This window comes from Enterobacter cloacae complex sp. IR5412, assembly GCF_049237385.1.
GTDB lineage: Bacteria > Pseudomonadota > Gammaproteobacteria > Enterobacterales > Enterobacteriaceae > Enterobacter > Enterobacter intestinihominis.
Genome location: NZ_JBMKHQ010000015.1, coordinates 8,534 through 28,260, shown reverse-complemented (window position 1 = coordinate 28,260; position 19,727 = coordinate 8,534). Strand labels below are relative to the sequence as shown.

The window sequence follows — 19,727 nt, the reverse complement described above, 5'->3', positions numbered from 1 at the left end:
TAGCCCTTATAGCTGCACACCGGAGAAGGACATAAAGCCCAACGCCATCAGGCCGGTGGTGATAAAGGTGATCCCTAAGCCACGAAGCCCCGCAGGTACGTTGGCATATTTCATTTTTTCACGGATCCCCGCCATGGTGACAATCGCCAGCATCCAGCCGATACCGGAACCGAAACCATACACAACCGATTCACTGAAGTTGTAATCGCGCTGAACCATAAATGAGACGCCGCCGAAAATGGCGCAGTTCACCGCGATTAGCGGCAGGAAGATCCCCAGTGCGTTGTACAGCGACGGGAAGTATTTATCGAGGATCATCTCCAGGATCTGAACAAGCGCCGCAATCACCCCGATAAAGGTGATGAAGTTCAGGAAGCTAAGATCAACGCCCTCCACCAGCGCGCCATCGCGAAGCACGAAGTTGAACACCAGGTTGTTAATCGGAACGGAAAGCCCCAGCACAACAGTGACCGCCACACCCAGACCGAATGCCGTCGATACCTTCTTAGAAACAGCAAGGAACGTACACATGCCCAGGAAGAAAGCGAGCGCCATGTTTTCAACAAACACCGCGCGCACAAATAAACTCAGGTAATGAGCCATCGTCGGTTACTCCTTTTCCTGCTGTTCAGGCTTCAGCGTACGAATCAGCCAGATCAGCAAACCGATAATGAAAAATGCGCTTGGTGCCAGCAGGAACAAACCGTTCGGCAGATACCAGCCGCCGTTCTGTACCGTATCCAGCACCGGAATGCCAAACAGTTTGCCGCTGCCAATAAGTTCGCGCAGGAAACCAACCGTCAACAGGATCACGCCATAACCCAGCCCGTTGCCGATACCGTCCATAAAGCTCGCCAGTGGCGGCATTTTCATCGCATAGGCTTCAGCGCGCCCCATCACGATACAGTTGGTGATAATCAGGCCGACAAACACCGAAAGCTGCTTCGAGGTTTCATAAGCGAAGGCGCGCAGAAGCTGATCAACCACGATCACCAGCGAGGCGATGATCGCCATCTGGACAATGATCCTCACGCTGTTGGGTATGTGGTGGCGGATCATTGAGATAAACATGCTGGAAAACGCTGTCACCAGCGTTACCGCCAGCGTCATGACCACCGCCGTTTCCAGCTTGGTGGTTACCGCCAGAGCCGAGCATACGCCCAGCACCTGAAGCGTTATCGGGTTATTGGCTAAAAGTGGGCCAATCAGCACCTTTTTAACTTCTTTCAGTTCACCCGTATCAGCCATTGTTCAGCGCTCCTTCACGTACATTCTTCAGGAAGGGACCAAAGCCCAGTTCACCCATCCAGAAATCAAAGCTGTGCTGCACCCCATTAGAGGTGAGCGTAGCGCCGGAAAGGCCATCAACGGCAAATTCATCACCGGGACGCGCTCCTCCTTTCACCACCTTCAGCGCAGGCTGGCCGTTGTCATCGAGCACTTTTTTACCGACAAACTGTGCCCGCCAGTTAGGGTTCTCAACTTCGCCCCCCAGCCCTGGTGTTTCGCCCTGATCGTAATATGTAATGCCTTTGACCGTACGGCCATCGGTATCCAGCGCCACAAAGGCGTACATCATTGACCATAAACCGTTGCCATAGATGGGCAACACGATTTCCTGGATGCGCTTTTGCTCGTCGCGGACGAGGTAAATCTCCGCGACATTGCTGCGGCGCTTAATGCCTGCCGGATCCTGCGAGGCGTCAAGCATGGTGCTCATCTGCGGATCTTTTAGCGCCAGCGCCTGGTTATATTTCGCCGGGTCTTTATCCATTAACTCCCCGGTTTTTAAATCCACCAGCCGTGCGGTAATGCGTTCGGCAAACACCGCTGCGACGTCATCCTTCGTCATGCCTTCCTGCATCAGCCCGGCAACGGCCAGGATGTTACGCTGTTTATCCAGCGCACGTTGCTCCTGCTGTAGCGGTTTCAACCCAACGGCAGAACCGGCCACGACAATGGAACAGACCAGACACAGTACCAGCACCACCAGCAGCGTTTTGCTGATACTGTCGTTATTTTTGATCTCAGCCACGCGCCTTCCTCCGCTTAATGTTGGCGCGCACGACCAGGTAGTCGAACAGCGGCGCAAACAGATTGGCAAACAGAATGGCCAACATCATCCCTTCCGGATAGGCCGGGTTGACCACGCGAATCAGTACACACATCACCCCAATGAGCGCGCCGTAGCACCATTTACCTCTGTCGGTAAACGAAGCCGAGACGGGATCGGTGGCCATGAACATCATGCCAAACGCAAAGCCTCCCAGCACGAGGTGCCAGTACCACGGCATGGAGAACATCGGGTTAGTGTCTGAACCAATGAAATTGAAAAGCGTGGCGGTGAGGACCATCCCAAGCATGACGCCAGCGACAATGCGCCAGGACGCCACGCGGCCAAAGAGGATGATGGCTCCGCCGATCAAAATCATCAGGGTAGACACTTCACCGATGGAGCCTGGAATATTGCCAACAAACGCATCAAACCAGGTGACAGGCTGTCCGGTTGCATTGTTAACCAGCGTTTCGCCGCCGCCAGCCGCCCACTGTGAAAGTGGCGTCGCGCCGGAGAATCCGTCTGCTGCCGTCCACACCAGGTCGCCCGAGATTTGCGCCGGATAAGCAAAGAACAGGAACGCGCGCCCTGCCAGTGCCGGGTTGAGGAAGTTGCGTCCGGTCCCGCCGAAGATCTCCTTGGCAATCACCACGCCAAAGCTGATCCCCATCGCCGCCTGCCAGAGCGGCAGCGTTGGCGGAACAATCAGCGCAAACAGAATAGAGGTAACAAAGAAGCCTTCGTTTATCTCATGTTTGCGAATAATAGCGAACAGAACCTCCCAGAAACCGCCCACAATAAAGACAGTCATATAGATGGGGAGGAAGAAGACAGCGCCCAGCGTCATCATGCTGATCCAGCCTGCATCTGCCGCAAAGCTCACCCCCAGCGACTGCGCCAGACGATAGTGCCAGTCAGACTGAATCACCTGCGCCAGCTGCTCTGCATCGTACATATGGTGCAGCGCCGGAATAGTCTGCAACCCAACGTTATACATCCCCCAGAACATGGCCGGGAAGACCGCAAACCAGACCAGAATCATCATTCGCTTGAGGTCGATGGCGTCGCGAACGTGCGCCGCGCCTTTCGTCACCAGACCCGGCGTGTAGAAAATGGTCGTTGTCGCTTCATACAGCGGGTAGTACTTTTTGAGCTTCCCTTCGGTAAAGTGCGGCTCAATTTTTTCAAAGAGGTGTTTTAAGCCCATGGTTATCCTTCCTGCTCAATGCGGGTTAACACCTCGCGCAATACGGGTCCATATTCGTATTTACCTGGACACACATAGGTACACAGCGCCAGATCTTCCTCGTCCAGCTCCAGACAGCCCAGCGCCTGGGCACCGTCGGTATCGCCGGCCAGCAGATCGCGCAGCAGCACAGTGGGCAGAATATCCAGCGGCATCACGCGTTCGTAGTTGCCAATCGGGACCATGGCGCGCTCACCGCCGTTGGTGCTGGTGGAGAAGTTAAACAGCTTACGACGCAAAAAGTGGCCGAGCGTGGTACGGGTTACCGAGTATTTTTCTGCGCCAGGCAGCACCCAGCCGAACAGCTCTTTCTCGCGCCCTTCAAGCACCACGCTCACCTGAAGATGGAAACGACCCAGCCAGGCCATCGGGCCTGTCGCGTGTCTGCCGCTCAGCACCGAACCGGAAATAATGCGGTTTTCACCTTCTTTCGTTTCGCCAGCCAACAGCGCCGTCAGGTCTGCCCCAAGCAGCGTGCGAACCAGACGCGGTTGGGTTGCCTGAGGGCCGCCGATGGCAATAATGCGTTCTGCGCACAGCTCACCCGTGGTGAAGAGCTTACCGATAGCGATCACGTCCTGATAATTAAGATGCCAGACCTGTTTCGTCAGGCTTACCGGCTCCAGGAAATGAATATGCGTTCCCACCAGCCCGGCCGGATGCGGGCCGGCAAATTCATTAAAGGCGACCTGCCCTTGCGGATGCCCGCCCAGCTTACCGCCGCTGGCCTGGCAGACATGCACTTTGCCCGGCGTCAGGCGCGTTAACACGGTGAGGCCGGCATCGAAAGCTTTGCGTTCCGCCAGGATAAGAGGCTGCGGATCCGCGCTGAGCGGGTTGGTGTCGATGGCCGTAACGAAGATAGCGGCTGGCACAGTGCCAGGTACGGGCGTTTTGCTATAGGGACGCGTGCGAAGCGCCGTCCACAGTCCTGACTCCAGCAGTTGCGTCTGCACCGCGTCGTGGCTGAGGGTAGCGAGATCGGCGGCGTCAAAACGCGCAAACTCGCGTTTTTCGTCACCTTCAATTTGAATAACTACCGATTGCAGAACGCGACGCTCACCACGATGGATGGCGACGACGGTACCGCTGGCAGGGGCTGTAAACATAACGCCAGGATTTTTTTTATCCTCGAAGAGTGCCTGGCCTTTTATTACACGATCGCCTTCCTGTACCAGCATCGCGGGGCGCATGCCCACGTAATCATCACCCACAATAGCGACATGATGAATACTGGCGCCGGTCGTTACGTGCTGTTCAGGCACGCCAGAGATTGGCAGATCGAGTCCTTTTCTGATTCTAAACATGTGGTTAGCAGGTATCCATGAACAACAATCCAGAGAGGCCGGAGTGTACCATTTTCGGCCCTGCCAAGGGCAGTAAATCCGCCGTCTGGCGCGCCGAAATGCGAGCTATTGCGCAAAGTTCCTGGAGTCAGGACAATATGAATGGGTTATAAAGTAAAACTAATTTGTAAACGCAAAGGTTGGCTCTTGCGAAAATCTCCATCGGTGCTAATGTGAGCGCTCCTGTCCAGATTAGTCTGATTTCGGGTGTCTTTTGCCGTTCTGGCAAGTTGGTCATTGTTTTATCAAGGAACCAGTAGTATGCGTAAAATCGCATTGTTCATTGCGATGCTTCTGATACCGTGCATGTCGTTTGCCGGGCTGCTTGGCAGTAATAGTTCAACGACGCCGGTCAGCAAAGAGTATAAACAGCAGTTGATGGGTTCCCCGGTTTATATTCAAATCTTCAAGGAAGAGCGCACACTCGATCTGTTTGTCAAAATGGGCGAGACGTATCAACTGCTCGATAGCTACAAAATCTGTAACTATTCTGGCGGACTGGGGCCGAAACAGCGCCAGGGTGACTTCAAAAGTCCGGAAGGGTTTTACAACGTTCAGCGTAACCAGCTAAAACCGGACAGCCGCTTCTATAAAGCGATTAACATCGGTTTCCCTAACGCCTTTGACCGTGCGCACGGTTACGAAGGGAAATACCTGATGATCCACGGCGCCTGCGTGTCTGTCGGCTGTTATGCGATGACGGATTCCGGCATTGATGAAATCTTCCAGTTTGTCACGGGCGCACTGGTCTTCGGCCAGCCGAATGTTCAGGTCAGCATCTATCCGTTCCGTATGACGGATGCCAACATGGCGCGCCATAAGTACTCTGTTTACACAGATTTCTGGAAACAGCTAAAACCGGGTTATGACTACTTCGAGCAGACCCATAAGCCGCCGGTGGTGTCCATCGTCAATGGCCGTTACGTGGTGAGTAAACCGCTCAGCCATGAAGTGGTTCACCCTCAGCTGGCGTCAAATTACGCGGTCCCCGAGACAAAATAGCGCCCACTCGCCTGGCATGATCTTTTGCCAGGTTTCGTTGCCCGTCAGCGGCTGCGTTGCAATGACAGTGACCACATCGTTCGGTGTGGTCTCCTTCTGAAAATCAATTTCCACATCCTGATCGAGCAGCGTGGCGACGCCAAACGGCGCACGTCGGGTGATCCAGAACAGATTCGTCGAGCAGAATGCCATCACGTAGCGTCCGTCAGACAGCAGCATATTAAACACGCCCTTCTCGCGTAACTCAGACGCCAGTGACGCTATGTACTTAAATACTGCGGTCATGTTGCCGGGCGTACGGGGGTAGCGCTCGGTCAGCTTGTGCAGCAGCCAGCAAAATGCTTTTTCGCTGTCCGTTTCACCGACAGGACGAAAATTGCCGGTTTCCAGTGATTTATAGCCCGAGAGCTGCCCGTTGTGCGCATAGGTCCAGTTACGTCCCCACAGTTCACGGGTAAACGGATGGGTATTTTCCAGCGCCACTTCGCCGCGATTGGCCTGGCGGATATGGGCGATCACCGAACAGGATTTAATAGGATAGTCCTGCACCAGTCTGGCAATGGGTGAGTTAAAGCTGGGCTGTGGATCTTTAAACGTGCGGCATCCTTTGCCTTCGTAGAAGGTAATGCCCCAGCCGTCTTTATGCGGCCCGGTTCCTCCACCGCGCTGAACCAGCCCGGTGAAACTAAAGCAGATATCGGTTGGCACATTGGCGCTCATCCCGAGCAGTTCGCACATAGAACACCTCCACAACAGCGGGGGGCACCGGCGCCCCCCAGCGAAGTCTTACTTAACCATCTCTTTTTCGATCAGTTGGATCAGGATGTGGATCACTTTGATGTGAATTTCCTGAACGCGATCCGCATAACCGAAGTGTGGTACACGGATTTCAATGTCCGCTGTACCGTCCATCTTACCGCCATCTTTCCCGGTCAGGGTGATCACTTTCATGCCCTTCTCACGCGCGGCGGCGATCGCTTTGATCACGTTAGCGGAGTTACCGGACGTGGAGATCCCCAGCAGCACGTCGCCTTCACGGCCTACGGCTTCAACGTAGCGGGAAAAGATATGGTCGTAACCAAAGTCGTTGCCTACACAGGAGATGTGGCTCACGTCGGAAATCGCAATCGCCGGGTAGCCCGGACGGTTTTCGCGATAGCGTCCGGTCAGCTCTTCGGCGAAGTGCATGGCGTCACAGTGGGAACCGCCGTTACCGCAGGAGAGCACTTTACCGCCGGCTTTGAAACTGTCGGCAAGCAGGACCGCCGCGCGCTGAATAGCGTGAATATTGGCATCATCTTTCAGAAAATTCGCCAGCGTTTCCGCCGCTTCGTTCAGTTCGTTACGAATAAGATCCTGGTACATGAGGATAATCCTTCAGTATTGATGAAATAACACAGTGGAGTGTACCGGATAGCAGTAAAAGCGAGAAGCTAAAGCCATGCGAATCGTCCGGCGTTTTGATTTTTTGTGCCGGCTAAAACGCGAACAATGTGAACCAGGTTGTAATTATTTTGTAAACACATTGCTAAAGGAAATGACATCAACTACAACCATATCATCACAAGTGGTCAGACCTCCTACAAGCAAGGGAGCTTTTCTTTATGATGATTTTGAGCATTTTCGCAACCGTTGTGCTGCTCGGGGTGTTGTTCTATCACCGTGTCAGTTTATTCCTGAGTAGCCTGATTCTTCTGGCCTGGACGGCTGCACTTGGCGTTGTTGGCCTGTGGAATATCTGGGTACTTGTTCCCCTGGCAATCATTTTGCTGCCGTTTAACCTGACGCCGATGCGTAAGTCGATGATCTCCGCGCCGGTGTTCAAGGGATTCCGTAAAGTGATGCCGCCGATGTCGCGCACGGAGAAAGAAGCGATTGATGCGGGCACGACCTGGTGGGAAGGCGATCTGTTCCAGGGCAACCCGGACTGGAAAAAGCTGCACAACTACCCGCAGCCGCGTCTGACCGCCGAAGAACAAGCCTTTATTGACGGCCCGGTGGAAGAAGCCTGCCGCATGGCGAACGATTTTGCCATCACTCACGAAATGGCCGACCTGCCGCCTGAGCTGTGGGCATATCTGAAAGAGCATCGCTTCTTCGCTATGATCATTAAGAAAGAGTACGGCGGTCTGGAATTCTCCGCTTACGCTCAGGCTCGCGTCCTGCAAAAACTGGCGGGTGTTTCCGGGATCCTGGCGATCACCGTTGGCGTGCCAAACTCCTTAGGCCCGGGCGAGCTGTTACAGCATTACGGTACGGAAGAGCAGAAAGATCACTATCTGCCGCGTCTGGCGCGTGGTCAGGAAATTCCGTGCTTCGCGCTGACCAGCCCGGAAGCCGGTTCTGATGCCGGTGCGATCCCGGATACTGGCGTGGTCTGCATGGGCGAATGGCAGGGCGAACAGGTGCTGGGCATGCGCCTGACCTGGAACAAACGTTATATCACCCTGGCGCCTATCGCCACCGTACTCGGTCTGGCGTTCAAACTTTCTGACCCGGAAAAACTGCTGGGCGGTGAAGAAGATCTGGGCATTACCTGTGCGCTGATCCCAACCTCGACCCCGGGGGTTGAAATTGGTCGTCGTCATTTCCCGCTGAACGTACCGTTCCAGAACGGCCCGACTCGCGGTCAGGATATCTTTGTGCCGATTGACTACATCATCGGTGGTCCGAAAATGGCCGGTCAGGGCTGGCGTATGCTGGTGGAATGTCTGTCGGTGGGCCGCGGCATTACACTGCCATCGAACTCTACCGGCGGTCTGAAATCGGTGGCGATGGGGATTGGGGCTTACGCGCATATCCGCCGTCAGTTCAAAATCTCCATCGGCAAGATGGAAGGTATCGAAGAGCCGCTGGCGCGTATTGCGGGCAATGCCTACGTGATGGACGCCGCAGCCTCGCTGATTACCTACGGTATTATGCTGGGCGAAAAACCTGCCGTGCTGTCGGCGATTGTGAAGTACCACTGTACCCACCGCGCACAGCAGTCAATTATTGATGCAATGGATATCGCAGGCGGTAAAGGCATTATGCTTGGCGAAGGCAACTTCCTGGCGCGCGGCTATCAGGGCGCACCGATTGCCATCACCGTGGAAGGGGCAAACATCCTGACCCGCAGCATGATGATCTTCGGCCAGGGTGCGATTCGTTGCCATCCGTACGTGCTGGAAGAGATGGCCGCCGCGCAGAATAACGACGTGGATGCCTTCGACAAGCTGCTGTTCAAACATATCGGTCACGTTGGCAGCAATGAAGTTCGCAGCTTCTGGCTCGGCCTGACGCGGGGGCTGACCAGCGCGACGCCGACCCGCGATGCAACCAAACGTTACTACCAACACCTGAACCGTCTGAGCGCTAACCTGGCGCTGCTGTCTGACGTCTCCATGGCCGTTCTGGGCGGAAGCCTGAAGCGTCGCGAACGCATCTCCGCCCGTCTGGGTGATGTGCTGAGCCAGATCTTCCTGGCCTCTGCGGTGCTGAAACGCTACGACGATGAAGGCCGTCAGGAAGCGGATCTGCCGCTGGTGCACTGGGGCGTGCAGGATGCGATGTATCAGGCGGAACAGGCGATTGACGACCTGCTGGCAAACTTCCCGAACCGCTTCGTGGCGGGCGCCCTGCGCGCGGTGATCTTCCCGACCGGTCGTCACCATCTGGCACCGTCTGACAAGCTGGATCATAAAGTGGCGAAGATCCTCCAGGTACCAAGCGCAACCCGTTCCCGTATTGGCCGTGGTCAATACCTGGAACCTACCCCGCATAACCCGGTAGGTTTGCTGGAAGAAGCGCTGCTTGACGTGATGGCCGCCGACCCGATTCACCAGAAGATCTGCAAACAGCTGGGCAAAAACCTGCCGTTTACACGACTGGATGAGCTGGCAAAACAGGCGCTGGCGGGTGGCATCATCGACAACAGCGAAGCTGCGATTCTGGTGAAAGCCGAAGAGAGCCGTCTGCGCAGTATTAACGTGGATGATTTCGAACCAGAAGAGCTGGCGACTCAGCCGGTAAAGCTGCCAGAGAAGCACCGTAAACCTGAAGCGGCATAAGGTATTTTGCTCTCACAAACCCCGCCCCCCGCGGGGTTTTTTATTGCCACATTTTCTGGTAATGACGTGCTACAGTGTCAAAAAGTGTTTATTAAGGAGCCTGTATCGTGCCTGGTTTAAAGATTTCTGTTTTGCAGCAACCTTTAGTGTGGATGGACGGCCCCGCCAACCTTCGCCATTTTGATCGCCAGCTGGAAGAGATTACCGGACGCGATGTGATTGTCCTGCCGGAGATGTTCACCACAGGTTTCGCGATGGAGGCAGCAAAACAGTCCATGCCGCAGGACGAGGTGGTGGCCTGGATGCACGCCAGGGCGCAGGAAACAAACGCGCTGATTGCCGGCAGCGTCGCACTCCAGACCGGGCGCGGACCGGTCAATCGCTTCCTGCTGGTCGAGCCGGAAGGAAACGTCCATTTCTACGATAAGCGCCACCTGTTCCGCATGGCGGATGAACATCAACATTATGAAGCCGGAAACGAACGCGTGGTATTTGAATGGCGCGGCTGGCGTATTCTGCCGCTGGTCTGCTATGACCTGCGCTTCCCGGTGTGGTCGCGCAACCGCAACGATTATGACCTGGCGTTGTACGTCGCCAACTGGCCCGCCCCACGCTCCCTGCACTGGCAGGCTTTACTGACCGCGCGCGCGATTGAAAATCAGGCTTATGTCGTTGGCTGTAACCGTGTAGGAACGGACGGCAACGGGCATCACTATCGCGGTGACAGCCGGGTGATCAGTCCGCAGGGTGAGATTATTGCCACCGCCGAGCCGCATCAGGCGACACGAATTGACGCTGAGATCTCGTTAACGGCGTTAAAGGAGTATCGGGAGAAGTTTCCGGCCTGGCAGGATGCAGATCCATTTAGCATTGGATAAGAAAAAGCCGGGTGGCGGCTGCGCCTTACCCGGCCTATAAATCAGCTCACCAACGCCTGCCCGTCTTTGCGGCTCTCCGTCGCAGCCACGTAGTGCCCTTCCGGCATACGGTAAATCACCTGCGCGCCGCCAAAATTGTAATCCTGAAGCGGATCTTCCACCACTATCTGGTGTCCGCGCTCGCGCAGCGCCGCGATGGTATTGCGATCGAAGGTCGATTCAACAACCACTTCCCTGCCCTGCACCACGCGCCAGCGCGGGGCGTCAATCGCCGCTTGCGGGTTTTGCCCGTGCAGCATAATGCGAAGCGCCATCTGCATGTGCCCCTGCGCCTGCATCGGGCCGCCCATCACGCCGAAGGACATCAGCGGTTTGCCGTTACCGTCCATCGCAAAGCCCGGAATGATGGTGTGGAAAGGACGCTTGCTGCCCGCCAGCGCGTTCGGGTGTTTGGGATCGAGCACAAAGCCGCAGCCGCGGTTTTGCAGGCTGATCCCCGTATCCGGCACCACGATCCCTGAACCGAAGCCCATAAAATTGGACTGGATAAAGGAGATCATCATCCCGCTGGAATCCGCTGCGCTGAGGTAAACCGTCCCACTTTGCGTCGGCGATCCGTACACAAAATCAGAGGCTTTATCGTGGTTGATAAGCGCGGCGCGCGACTTCAGATAATGGTCGCTCAGCAGCGCTTTGGCGGCAAACTCCATATGCTCTTCATCCGCAACGTAGCGATCGAGATCCGCCAGCGCCAGCTTCATTGCCTCTATAGAGAGGTGCAGCCCCTGCACGGAATCCGGGTGATGTTTCTCGATGCCGCACTGCTCCAGAATGCCGAGCGCAATCAGGGTGGCGATCCCCTGACCGTTTGGCGGCAATTCCTGCACCGAACCGCCCGCGAAGTCGCGCGATAGCAGTTCCACCCAGTCCACACGGTGATTCGCCAGGTCTGCTTCGGTCAGGTGTGCACCATGTGCTTTGGCGAAGGCGGCAATTTTCTGCGCCAGTTCGCCACGGTAAAACGCGTCGCCGTTGGTTTTGGCGATCAGCTCCAGTGAGTTCGCCTGCGCCGGGTTACGGAAGATCTCCCCCACGCGCGGCGCGCAGCCTTCCGGCGCAAAGCAGGCACTAAACCCGGGCTGATCTTTCAGCTTGTTGTAGCCGCGCAGCCAGAGATGGCCGATCAGCGGCGAGACCGGGAAACCGTTGCGCGCGTAATCAATGGCTGGCTGCGCGAGCGTGGTCAGCGGCAGCGTGCCAAAACGTTCAGCCAGCGCCACCCAGCCTGACACCGCACCCGGCACGGTCACCGCGTCCCAGCCGATTTCCGGTACGGCGGTTTTTCCGGCAAACAGATCCGCATGCCAGCTGGCTGGCGAACGACCGGACGCATTCAGACCGTGAAGTTTTTCACCGTCCCAGACAATGGCAAAAGCATCGCTGCCGATGCCGTTGCCGGTCGGCTCGACAACGGTCAGCGCCATGGCGGTCGCAACCGCCGCATCAACGGCATTTCCGCCCAGCTGTAGCATCTTCATTCCCGCCTGTGCCGCCAGCGGCTGCGAGGTGGCAACGGCGTTATGGCCCATCATCGGCGGGCGTCGTGAATCGTAACCGGTTGTAAAATCGAGCGCTTTGGTCATCATGACTCCTTAGTCGTGGCGCGGATCGAGCGCATCGCGCAGCCCGTCGCCGAGTAAATTAAAGCCCTGAACGGCAAGGAAAATCGCCACGCCGGGGAAAACCGACATCCACGGCGCCTGTTCGAGAAACCCTTTTGCGGTGTTGAGCATGGAGCCCCAGGATGGGTTCGGCGGCTGTTGGCCTAACCCTAAAAACGAAAGGCTGGCTTCGGCGATAATCGCCGAGGCAATGGCCAGCGTGGCCTGCACCAGGATAGGTGACATCACGTTGGGCAGAACGTATTTAATGATGATCCAGCGGTCCGGCAGGCCAATCGCCCGCGCGCCGTCGATGTACTCTTCGTTGCGAATGGCGATCACCTGGCCGCGCGTCAGGCGGGCGAAGATCGGCATTGCCGAGAGTCCAATAGCGATCATGGCATTCGTCAGGCTTGGGCCTAAGAATGCCCCCAGCGCGATCGCCATGATCAGGAATGGACAGGCCAGCAGTGCCTCAATAAAGCGGGAGATCACCCCGTCCCACATCTTCTGGAAATAACCCGCCACCAGCCCCAGCGGCACGCCGATGACAACCGCGATCGCCACCGACATACAGCCCGCCATCAGCGAGGTTCTCGCCCCCCAGATAATGCGGGACAAGATATCGCGCCCCAGCTCGTCGGTGCCGAACCAGTACATCGCCGATGGCGCTTTGCGCACCGCGAGGAAGTTAGCTTTGACCGGGTCAAATGGCGCGATCCACGGCGCCAGCAGCGCCACCAGCACAAAAAAGCCCACCACAAGCGCGCCAATCACCGCACTTTTATTAGCGAGGAATTTTTTCAGCACCCGGTTTTGCGCGCGCGGCAGCGCGGGCGCCACGGTTTGCGTCGTCAGTTCCGCCATGATTAACCTCGCATTTTCGGGTTGATAAGGACGTAGAGCACGTCAGCCAGCAGGTTGAGCATCAGGAAACCGATCGCCACGATCAGCACTACGCCCTGCACCACCGCGTAGTCGCGGTTGAACACCGAGTCGACGATCATTTTGCCGAAGCCCGGAATGGTGAACACCTGCTCGGTCAGCACCGCCCCGCCCAGCAGCTCGCCGAACAGCAACGTGGTGAGGGTGATCACCGGCACCAGCGCATTGCGAAAGGCGTGCTTCAGGATCACCGCTTTCGGCAGCAGCCCCTTAGCGCGCGCGGTGCGGATGTAATCCGCTTTCAGCACCGCAATCATCGACGCGCGGGTATGGCGCATCAGCGTCGCCGCCAGGCCGGTTCCGAGCACGGACGCGGGCAGCAGCAATGTCCGCAGGTTCTGGATCGGATCTTCACTGAACGGCACATAACCGGACGCAGGCAACCATTGCAGGTTTACTGAAAAGACCAGAATCAGCAGGATCCCCAGCCAGAAGTGCGGTATTGAGATCCCCGAGATCGCCACAAAGTTCGCCCCGTGATCGACCCAGCTGTTTTTGTTCACCGCCGCGAGGATCCCCATGCTGATACCAAACACCAGCGCGATAATCATCGCCAGCAGCGACAGTTCCAGCGTGACCGGCAGCTTGCTGGCAATCAGTTGCGTGACCGGCTCATGAGTGCGTAAGGAGACACCCAGATCGCCTTGCAGCGCCCGCGTCAGCCAGTTGAAATACTGCACGGGGATCGGCGCGTCCAGATTCAGCTCAGCACGCAGCTGGGCGATCACCGCCGGATCGCGCTCCTCCCCGGCCATGGCAATCAGCGGATCGCCAGGCAGCAGCTTTTGCAGGCCGAACACCATCATGCTCACCAGCAGCAGAGTGGGTATAGCCAGCAGCAGACGTTTGCAAATCAGTTCCAGCATGGGTTCTCCTCAGGAGGTTTATTTCGCCAGCGTTAAGCCAGCCAGACGCACAATGCCGTCCGGGTACGCTTTAAAGCCCTGCACGCGCTTGTTCAGGCCAAAAATGCGCGGTTCGAAGTAAAGGTATGCAATCGGCATATCGGTCTGAAGCTGCTTCACAACCTTGTCATACAGCGGCTGGCGGGCGGCCTGATCGGTGCTCTGACGCGCCTGCGTTAGCCATTCATCCACCTGAGCATTGCTGTAGCGGCCGTCGTTGAGGGTGCCTTTGCTGTTGATAAAGCCGTAGATGCTGCCATCTGGATCCGGGCGACCCGACCAGCCGGAGAAGCTCAACTGGTAGTCACCGCTCTGCTGGCGATCCAGCAGCGTGGCGAACTCGGTCATTTGCAGGTTCAGGTTAAAGCCCGCCTCTGCCACCATCGCCTGCAATACCTGGCCCACCTGCTGCGAGGTTGGGTTGTTCGGCACCAGCAGATTGACGGTCAGCGGCGCGGTGACGCCTGCGGCTTTCAGCAGCGCTTTGGCTTTGTCGACGTCACGCGGGGGAACCGGAAGATTGACGTGATACGGGCTTACCGGCGAAAACGCCTGGTTTGCCGGAGTGTAAAGCCCTTCGAACACTACCTGGTTTAAAGCATCGCGATCGATGGCCTGGGAAAATGCTTCACGCACGCGGGCATCTTTGAAGGGATCGTTCGCCGGGACTTTGCCATTGTTAATATTGAAGGTGATGCCCTGGTATCCGAGGCCCGTCACCTTCGCCAGCGCCAGCTTGCTGTCGGCTTCGACGGTTTTGACGTCGCTGGCGGCAATGCCTTCGGTCAGGTCGAGATCGCCCGCGCGCAGGTTCGCCAGGCGCACGGAGGCATCCGGGATCGGCAGATAGATAACTTTATCGAAGTGGTAGGCGTCTTTGTTCCAGTAGTTGTCGAAGCGGGTCAGCACAATGCGGTCCTGCGACACGCGGCTGTCGAATTTATACGGGCCGGAGCAGACCGGATGGGCGGCAAAATCGGCTTTTTTCGCGGCTTCCGGCGCCATCATTGCGCCTGCGCGATCGGTGAGCTGCATCAGAAGTGCGGCATCCGGCGTTTTCAGGTGCAGGGCTATCTGCATCGGGCCGGTGACCTCCACCGACTCAACAGAAGAGAGTTCACTTTTACGCAGAGAGCCTTTTAGCGTCAGGGCCCGGTCGAGGTTGTATTTCGCGGCGGCGGCATCAAATTTTTCACCGTCGTGGAAGGCCACGCCTTCACGGAGATCCAGGGTCAGCGTTTTGCCGTCATCGCTCCACGCCCAGGATTTCGCCAGTCCCGGCACCACCTTGAGGTGCTCGTCCACGTCCACCAGCCGGTCACACAGGGAGGCAAAGACGAAGCGGCCATAATAGGTACGCGCCAGATGCGGGTCCAGCATGTCCGGATCTGCACCCAGGCCGATTCGCAGCACGCTTTCAGAATGGGCGGGCAGCGCCGCACCAAGCAACATAACACTTCCCAGTACGGTCAAAAGAGAATTACGCATTGTCATTATCATGAGTTCCTTGAAGGAAGGGAGGAGTGAGTAGCCGCGTGTTCAAACAGTGCGCGGCGGCGCAAAAATGCGGCGGATGGCGGTGCGATCTGTATAACGCTGCGATCGCGATTAATCTCCTGCCAGCGGTGGCAGGCGACCTGACGTCCGCCGTCGATTACCTGATGAATCGGCTCAACCAGACGACATTCATCGCTAACATAGGGGCAACGGGTGTGGAAACGGCAGCCGGAGGGCGGATTAGCCGGGTTCGGTAAATCACCCTGCAACAGCGGCGCATCCCGCGCTACGCCTGGCTGCATTTGCGGCGCAGAGGCAATTAATGCCTGGGTATAAGGATGCAGCGGCGCGTCGAAGATATCGTCGACGGTGGCCAGCTCGACGATTTGCCCAAGATACATCACCGCCACGCGGTCGCTCATATGACGGATAACCGCCAGACCGTGAGCGACGATCACCATCGTTAGCCCCAACTGGTGCTTCAGGCTTTCCAGTAAATTGACCACCTGTGCCTGGACGGAAACATCCAGTGCGGAAACCGGTTCATCGCCCAGCAGCAGCTTTGGGCCTGACGCCAGCGCGCGCGCAATGCCGATACGCTGACGCTGCCCGCCGGAAAATTCGTGCGGATAACGTCCGGCCCAGGCCGCGGGCAAGCCGACCGTCCTGAGCAGCTCGGCGACGTGGTACTGGCGATCCGCTTTTTTCATGTTCTGGTGCAGCCACAGCGGCTCACCGACAATCTGTTCTACCGTCATGCGCGGGTTCAGCGAGGCGAAGGGATCCTGAAAGATGATCTGTAGCTCACGCCGGAGCTGGTTCAGACGTGCGCCTGAGGCGTGGGTGATCTCCTCACCCTGATAAAATACGCGCCCTTCGCTGGCGCCCAGCAGGCGCAGCAGCAGACGGCCGAGGGTGGATTTCCCGGAACCTGATTCGCCGACAATAGCCAGCGTTTCGCCTGGCAGCACCGACAGTGAAACGCGGTCAACAGCCGTGACAAAGCGGGCCGGCGTAAACAGTTTTTTCGGGCCGGGGAAAAGCTTGCTCAGATCCCGGGCTTCAAGAATGGGCGTGGTCATGCAATTTCTCCCAGGGCAATGTGGTGTTCCAGCGGCACGCGGAAGCAGGCAACCTGATGACCCATGCCGAGCATAGTGAGCGGTGGTTTTTCAGCATGACAGCGCGTCTGCGCGAAGGGACACCGGGTGGCGAAGCGGCAGCCCTGAGGCATAGATTCCGGCAGCGGGACCGATCCGGGAATGGTGGAAAGCTGGCCCTTGCGTACGCCAAGGGAGGGGATCGAGCCCATCAGGCCAATTGTGTACGGGTGCTGCGGGTCGGCAAATATCGCCTCGACGCTTCCCTGCTCTACTACCTGGCCGGCATACATCACCGCCACCTGCTGTGCCACTTCGGCCACCACGCCTAAATCGTGGGTGATCATCAGCACCGCCGTGCCCGTTTCTTCTTTTAAGGTATTGAGCAGAGCGAGAATTTGCGCCTGAATGGTCACGTCCAGAGCGGTAGTGGGTTCGTCAGCGATCAGTAATTTGGGATGGTTTATCAGCGCCATCGCAATCATCACGCGCTGGCGCATACCGCCGGAAAGCTGATGCGGGTAAGCCTTGAGGCGCATCTCTGCGGCCGGGATCTGCACCTTCTCCAGGATCTGTAGCGCAACCGTCATCGCCTCAGCCCGGGAGATCGTTTGATGGCGCATCACCGCTTCACTGAGCTGATCGCCAAGCGTGAAAGCCGGGTTGAGCGAGGTCATGGGCTCCTGGAATATCATCGCCAGCTCGCTGCCGCGCAGATTGGCATACTCGCGCGGCGAGAGCTTGCGCAGATCGTGGCGGCGGAAGTGCATCTCCCCGCTGACGATCCTGGCGCTGGCAGGCAATAACCCCATCAGCGCCAGGGAAGTGATGCTTTTACCGCAGCCGGACTCGCCCACCAGCGCCAGCGTTTCGCCCGCCCTTACCGTCAGCGAGATGTCTTCGAGCACGCTTACCGGCGAGCCCGCGAATTTAACGTTGAGGTTTTGCAGCCGCAGTACGGGCATGGAGTCCTTAAAGGGTATCGTCGTCATAGCGTGGAATCGTCCTCAAGGTGGATGGCCTGAATCAGGGCGGTTTGCAGGCTGAGCAGGTGTTCGCGCATGGCGGCCGCAGCTTCATTAGGCTGGCGATGAATAATCGCTGACATGATTTTGTGATGGTGGTCGTTATAGTTGTCGACACGTTCGGGGGTGCGGGCAAGCTCGCGTAAATACTGCCAGCCGGGCTCCCGGCGGACGGCATCTATCGCATCGAAAAGCCCTAGCATCAGGCGGTTGCCGGCTGCTTCCGCAATGGCGCGGTGAAAGGCGCTATCCCACAGTTCGTTAAGATCGCGGTCATCCGGGCTGACCTTGTCAATGCGTTCCAGCATGCGCTGCATGAGCGCGAGGTTTTCCCTGGTGGCACGCAGTGCCGCAAGTCGGGCTAAGCCGGGTTCGAGCTGTAGTCGAGCTTCCATGACTTCCAGCAGGTTGGTTTGCTGAACCAATCCCTGAAGCGCCAACGGCTCAACAGGGGCAGCCGGACCAATGAAGGTACCTTTGCCCTGCTTGCGCCAGATCCGCCCTTCTTCTTCCAGCACGTCCAGCGCGCGACGCACTTCGCGTCGTCCTACGCCGAGTGTTTCCGATAGCTCACGTTCAGTGGGCAGCGGAGTGCCTGGTGTTGACTCGTGCTGGTTGATAAGCCCACGCAACTGGTCAAGCGCGGTGCTGGAATTTGCTAAAACCCGTGAAGGTTTTTCCATATTGGTTCGCTCGCTTTCATCATGACTTTATTTTTATTAACGATAAGTTATTGATATGACGGACTACTTATCGTGCTAATGATTAAGCAATAAGCGAACCAATAGCGTATTGGTTCAGATCTTTTCTGAAAAATGATCGGTAACCGAATGATTTCTTATGAATTATTTTTACATAATTATTACATAACTAAGTGAGGTTCGGAGAGGGGATGGGCAAACAATGCACAAAAGCAGTGCAAATAACGCACTAAAACCGTGCAAATGTTAATTAATTGCACTGATTATATTAACTTTTTGTTAACGAAAATAAGAAGAGAGATAAGCGAGTGTAGGGAGTATAAAACGACGAAAGCCTGAATCATTTCTGATTCAGGCTTTCTGAATAGTGGCGGAACGGACGGGACTCGAACCCGCGACCCCCTGCGTGACAGGCAGGTATTCTAACCGACTGAACTACCGCTCCACTGTTCCCGCTTGGGGAACGAGGCGAATATTACGGTCTGCCTCGTATCTCGTCAACGCTTTTTCTCAGGTTTTGAATCGTTTGCTGCAAAAATCACCCAAACGGTGATTTAACAAACGTTTCCGCCTTTTTTCACCCACGCCACAGACAGCTTCCGCCCTTCTTCTGAACTAAATCGAGGCGAGATTCGTGGTTCATCAGCTCTTCATCACTGGCTAAAACAACCCGCAGGCGATTAGCCTGACGCACGACCCGCTGAATACCGCCTTCGTCCCGCGTCTGCTGGGATTCATTTTCCATACTGAATTTTATCGACGTTTGCCCGCCGGTCATGGTCAGGTAAACATCGGCCAGGATCTGGGCATCGAGCAATGCGCCGTGCAGGGTTCGCTTGGTGTTGTCTATCTCATAGCGAGAGCACAGGGCATCAAGGCTGTTACGCTTGCCGGGGAACATCTTCCTTGCCAGCGCCAGGCTATCCGTGACTTTACAGAACGTATTGGTCTTTGGAATATCGCGGTTGAGCTTGCTGAACTCATAGTCCATGAAGCCGATATCGAACGACGCGTTATGAATGACAAGTTCTGCACCTCTGATGTAGTCGAGAAATTCATCCGCGACATCGGCGAAGGTGGGCTTATCCAGCAAAAACTCATCGGCAATCCCGTGAACGCCGAACGCTTCCGGATCCACCAGCCGATCGGGTTTGAGGTAAACGTGGAAGTTGTTGCCCGTAAGACGACGGTTCACCACTTCAACGGCACCAATCTCAATGATTTTGTGCCCTTCGTAGTGGGCGCCAATCTGGTTCATACCGGTGGTTTCGGTATCAAGAACAATCTGGCGAGTAATTGCAGTGCTCATAGCGGTC

Annotated in this window: 18 protein-coding genes and 1 tRNA gene; 3 read left to right on the top strand and 16 right to left on the bottom strand. The window is 56.7% G+C overall.

Annotation, left to right across the window (positions count from 1 at the left end; all coding sequences use genetic code 11):
• Nucleotides 1–6 precede the first annotated feature (6 nt).
• From nqrE to ACOTX2_RS20640, 5 genes are read right to left on the bottom strand one after another with little or no spacing between them, the layout of a single operon-like run.
• On the bottom strand, nt 7–603 hold the full coding sequence (gene nqrE, locus ACOTX2_RS20660) for an NADH:ubiquinone reductase (Na(+)-transporting) subunit E (protein ID WP_003863217.1): 597 nt from the start codon (nt 601–603) through the stop codon (nt 7–9).
• A 6-nt stretch (nt 604–609) separates the two neighbouring features.
• Nucleotides 610–1,248, bottom strand: coding sequence for an NADH:ubiquinone reductase (Na(+)-transporting) subunit D (locus tag ACOTX2_RS20655; RefSeq protein WP_003863219.1), 639 nt, complete (start codon nt 1,246–1,248; stop codon nt 610–612).
• Complete coding sequence (locus ACOTX2_RS20650; RefSeq protein WP_022647144.1) at nt 1,241–2,035, bottom strand: Na(+)-translocating NADH-quinone reductase subunit C; 795 nt, start codon at nt 2,033–2,035, stop codon at nt 1,241–1,243. The genes ACOTX2_RS20655 and ACOTX2_RS20650 overlap by 8 nt, the downstream gene beginning before the upstream one ends.
• Nucleotides 2,028–3,263 (bottom strand): NADH:ubiquinone reductase (Na(+)-transporting) subunit B, encoded by a 1,236-nt coding sequence (locus ACOTX2_RS20645; RefSeq protein WP_023299389.1) that lies wholly within the window; start codon nt 3,261–3,263, stop codon nt 2,028–2,030. Before ACOTX2_RS20645 ends, ACOTX2_RS20650 begins: the two co-directional genes overlap by 8 nt.
• Nucleotides 3,264–3,265: 2 nt before the next feature.
• Nucleotides 3,266–4,609: a Na(+)-translocating NADH-quinone reductase subunit A gene (locus ACOTX2_RS20640; RefSeq protein WP_023295963.1), complete on the bottom strand. Its 1,344-nt coding sequence runs from the start codon at nt 4,607–4,609 to the stop codon at nt 3,266–3,268.
• Nucleotides 4,610–4,909: 300 nt separating this feature from the next.
• Between ACOTX2_RS20640 and dpaA the strand changes: the two genes are divergently transcribed.
• A complete protein-coding gene (gene dpaA, locus ACOTX2_RS20635) occupies nt 4,910–5,650 on the top strand; it encodes a peptidoglycan meso-diaminopimelic acid protein amidase (RefSeq protein WP_063148307.1) in 741 nt (246 codons plus the stop codon).
• Here the strand turns inward: dpaA and ACOTX2_RS20630 are convergent.
• Together ACOTX2_RS20630 and lpcA are read right to left on the bottom strand one after the other, a co-directional pair.
• A complete protein-coding gene (locus ACOTX2_RS20630; RefSeq protein ID WP_017383120.1) occupies nt 5,621–6,388 on the bottom strand; it encodes a class II glutamine amidotransferase in 768 nt (255 codons plus the stop codon). The two genes, dpaA and ACOTX2_RS20630, sit on opposite strands and share 30 nt — an antisense overlap.
• Nucleotides 6,389–6,436: 48 nt before the next feature.
• On the bottom strand, nt 6,437–7,015 hold the full coding sequence (gene lpcA / locus ACOTX2_RS20625) for a D-sedoheptulose 7-phosphate isomerase (protein WP_003863232.1): 579 nt from the start codon (nt 7,013–7,015) through the stop codon (nt 6,437–6,439).
• Nucleotides 7,016–7,254: 239 nt separating this feature from the next.
• Between lpcA and fadE the strand changes: the two genes are divergently transcribed.
• Both fadE and ACOTX2_RS20615 read left to right on the top strand, forming a co-directional pair.
• Nucleotides 7,255–9,699 carry an acyl-CoA dehydrogenase FadE gene (gene fadE / locus ACOTX2_RS20620; protein ID WP_038415395.1) on the top strand — a complete coding sequence of 815 codons (2,445 nt, stop codon included), beginning with the start codon at nt 7,255–7,257 and terminating at the stop codon, nt 9,697–9,699.
• Between the two features lie 107 nt (nt 9,700–9,806).
• On the top strand, nt 9,807–10,577 hold the full coding sequence (locus ACOTX2_RS20615; protein WP_023305484.1) for an amidohydrolase: 771 nt from the start codon (nt 9,807–9,809) through the stop codon (nt 10,575–10,577).
• Between the two features lie 41 nt (nt 10,578–10,618).
• Here ACOTX2_RS20615 and ACOTX2_RS20610 read toward each other — a convergent pair whose 3' ends face one another.
• From ACOTX2_RS20610 to dnaQ, 9 genes are all read right to left on the bottom strand, one after another.
• A complete protein-coding gene (locus ACOTX2_RS20610; protein ID WP_063148306.1) occupies nt 10,619–12,220 on the bottom strand; it encodes a gamma-glutamyltransferase family protein in 1,602 nt (533 codons plus the stop codon).
• Between the two features lie 9 nt (nt 12,221–12,229).
• Entirely contained in the window at nt 12,230–13,105 is an 876-nt protein-coding gene (locus ACOTX2_RS20605; protein WP_048965741.1) for an ABC transporter permease, read from the bottom strand.
• 2 nt (nt 13,106–13,107) lie between these two features.
• On the bottom strand, nt 13,108–14,049 hold the full coding sequence (locus ACOTX2_RS20600) for an ABC transporter permease (protein ID WP_022647136.1): 942 nt from the start codon (nt 14,047–14,049) through the stop codon (nt 13,108–13,110).
• A gap of 18 nt (nt 14,050–14,067) precedes the next feature.
• On the bottom strand, nt 14,068–15,582 hold the full coding sequence (locus tag ACOTX2_RS20595; RefSeq protein ID WP_074136392.1) for an ABC transporter substrate-binding protein: 1,515 nt from the start codon (nt 15,580–15,582) through the stop codon (nt 14,068–14,070).
• A gap of 2 nt (nt 15,583–15,584) precedes the next feature.
• Nucleotides 15,585–16,667, bottom strand: coding sequence for an ABC transporter ATP-binding protein (locus tag ACOTX2_RS20590; protein WP_048966292.1), 1,083 nt, complete (start codon nt 16,665–16,667; stop codon nt 15,585–15,587).
• A complete protein-coding gene (locus ACOTX2_RS20585; protein ID WP_063148305.1) occupies nt 16,664–17,677 on the bottom strand; it encodes an ABC transporter ATP-binding protein in 1,014 nt (337 codons plus the stop codon). Before ACOTX2_RS20585 ends, ACOTX2_RS20590 begins: the two co-directional genes overlap by 4 nt.
• Nucleotides 17,674–18,393 carry a FadR/GntR family transcriptional regulator gene (locus tag ACOTX2_RS20580; protein WP_022647132.1) on the bottom strand — a complete coding sequence of 240 codons (720 nt, stop codon included), beginning with the start codon at nt 18,391–18,393 and terminating at the stop codon, nt 17,674–17,676. Before ACOTX2_RS20580 ends, ACOTX2_RS20585 begins: the two co-directional genes overlap by 4 nt.
• A gap of 386 nt (nt 18,394–18,779) precedes the next feature.
• A tRNA-Asp gene (locus ACOTX2_RS20575) sits at nt 18,780–18,856 on the bottom strand.
• A gap of 132 nt (nt 18,857–18,988) precedes the next feature.
• Nucleotides 18,989–19,720, bottom strand: coding sequence for a DNA polymerase III subunit epsilon (dnaQ, locus tag ACOTX2_RS20570; protein WP_072201000.1), 732 nt, complete (start codon nt 19,718–19,720; stop codon nt 18,989–18,991).
• Nucleotides 19,721–19,727 lie beyond the last annotated feature (7 nt).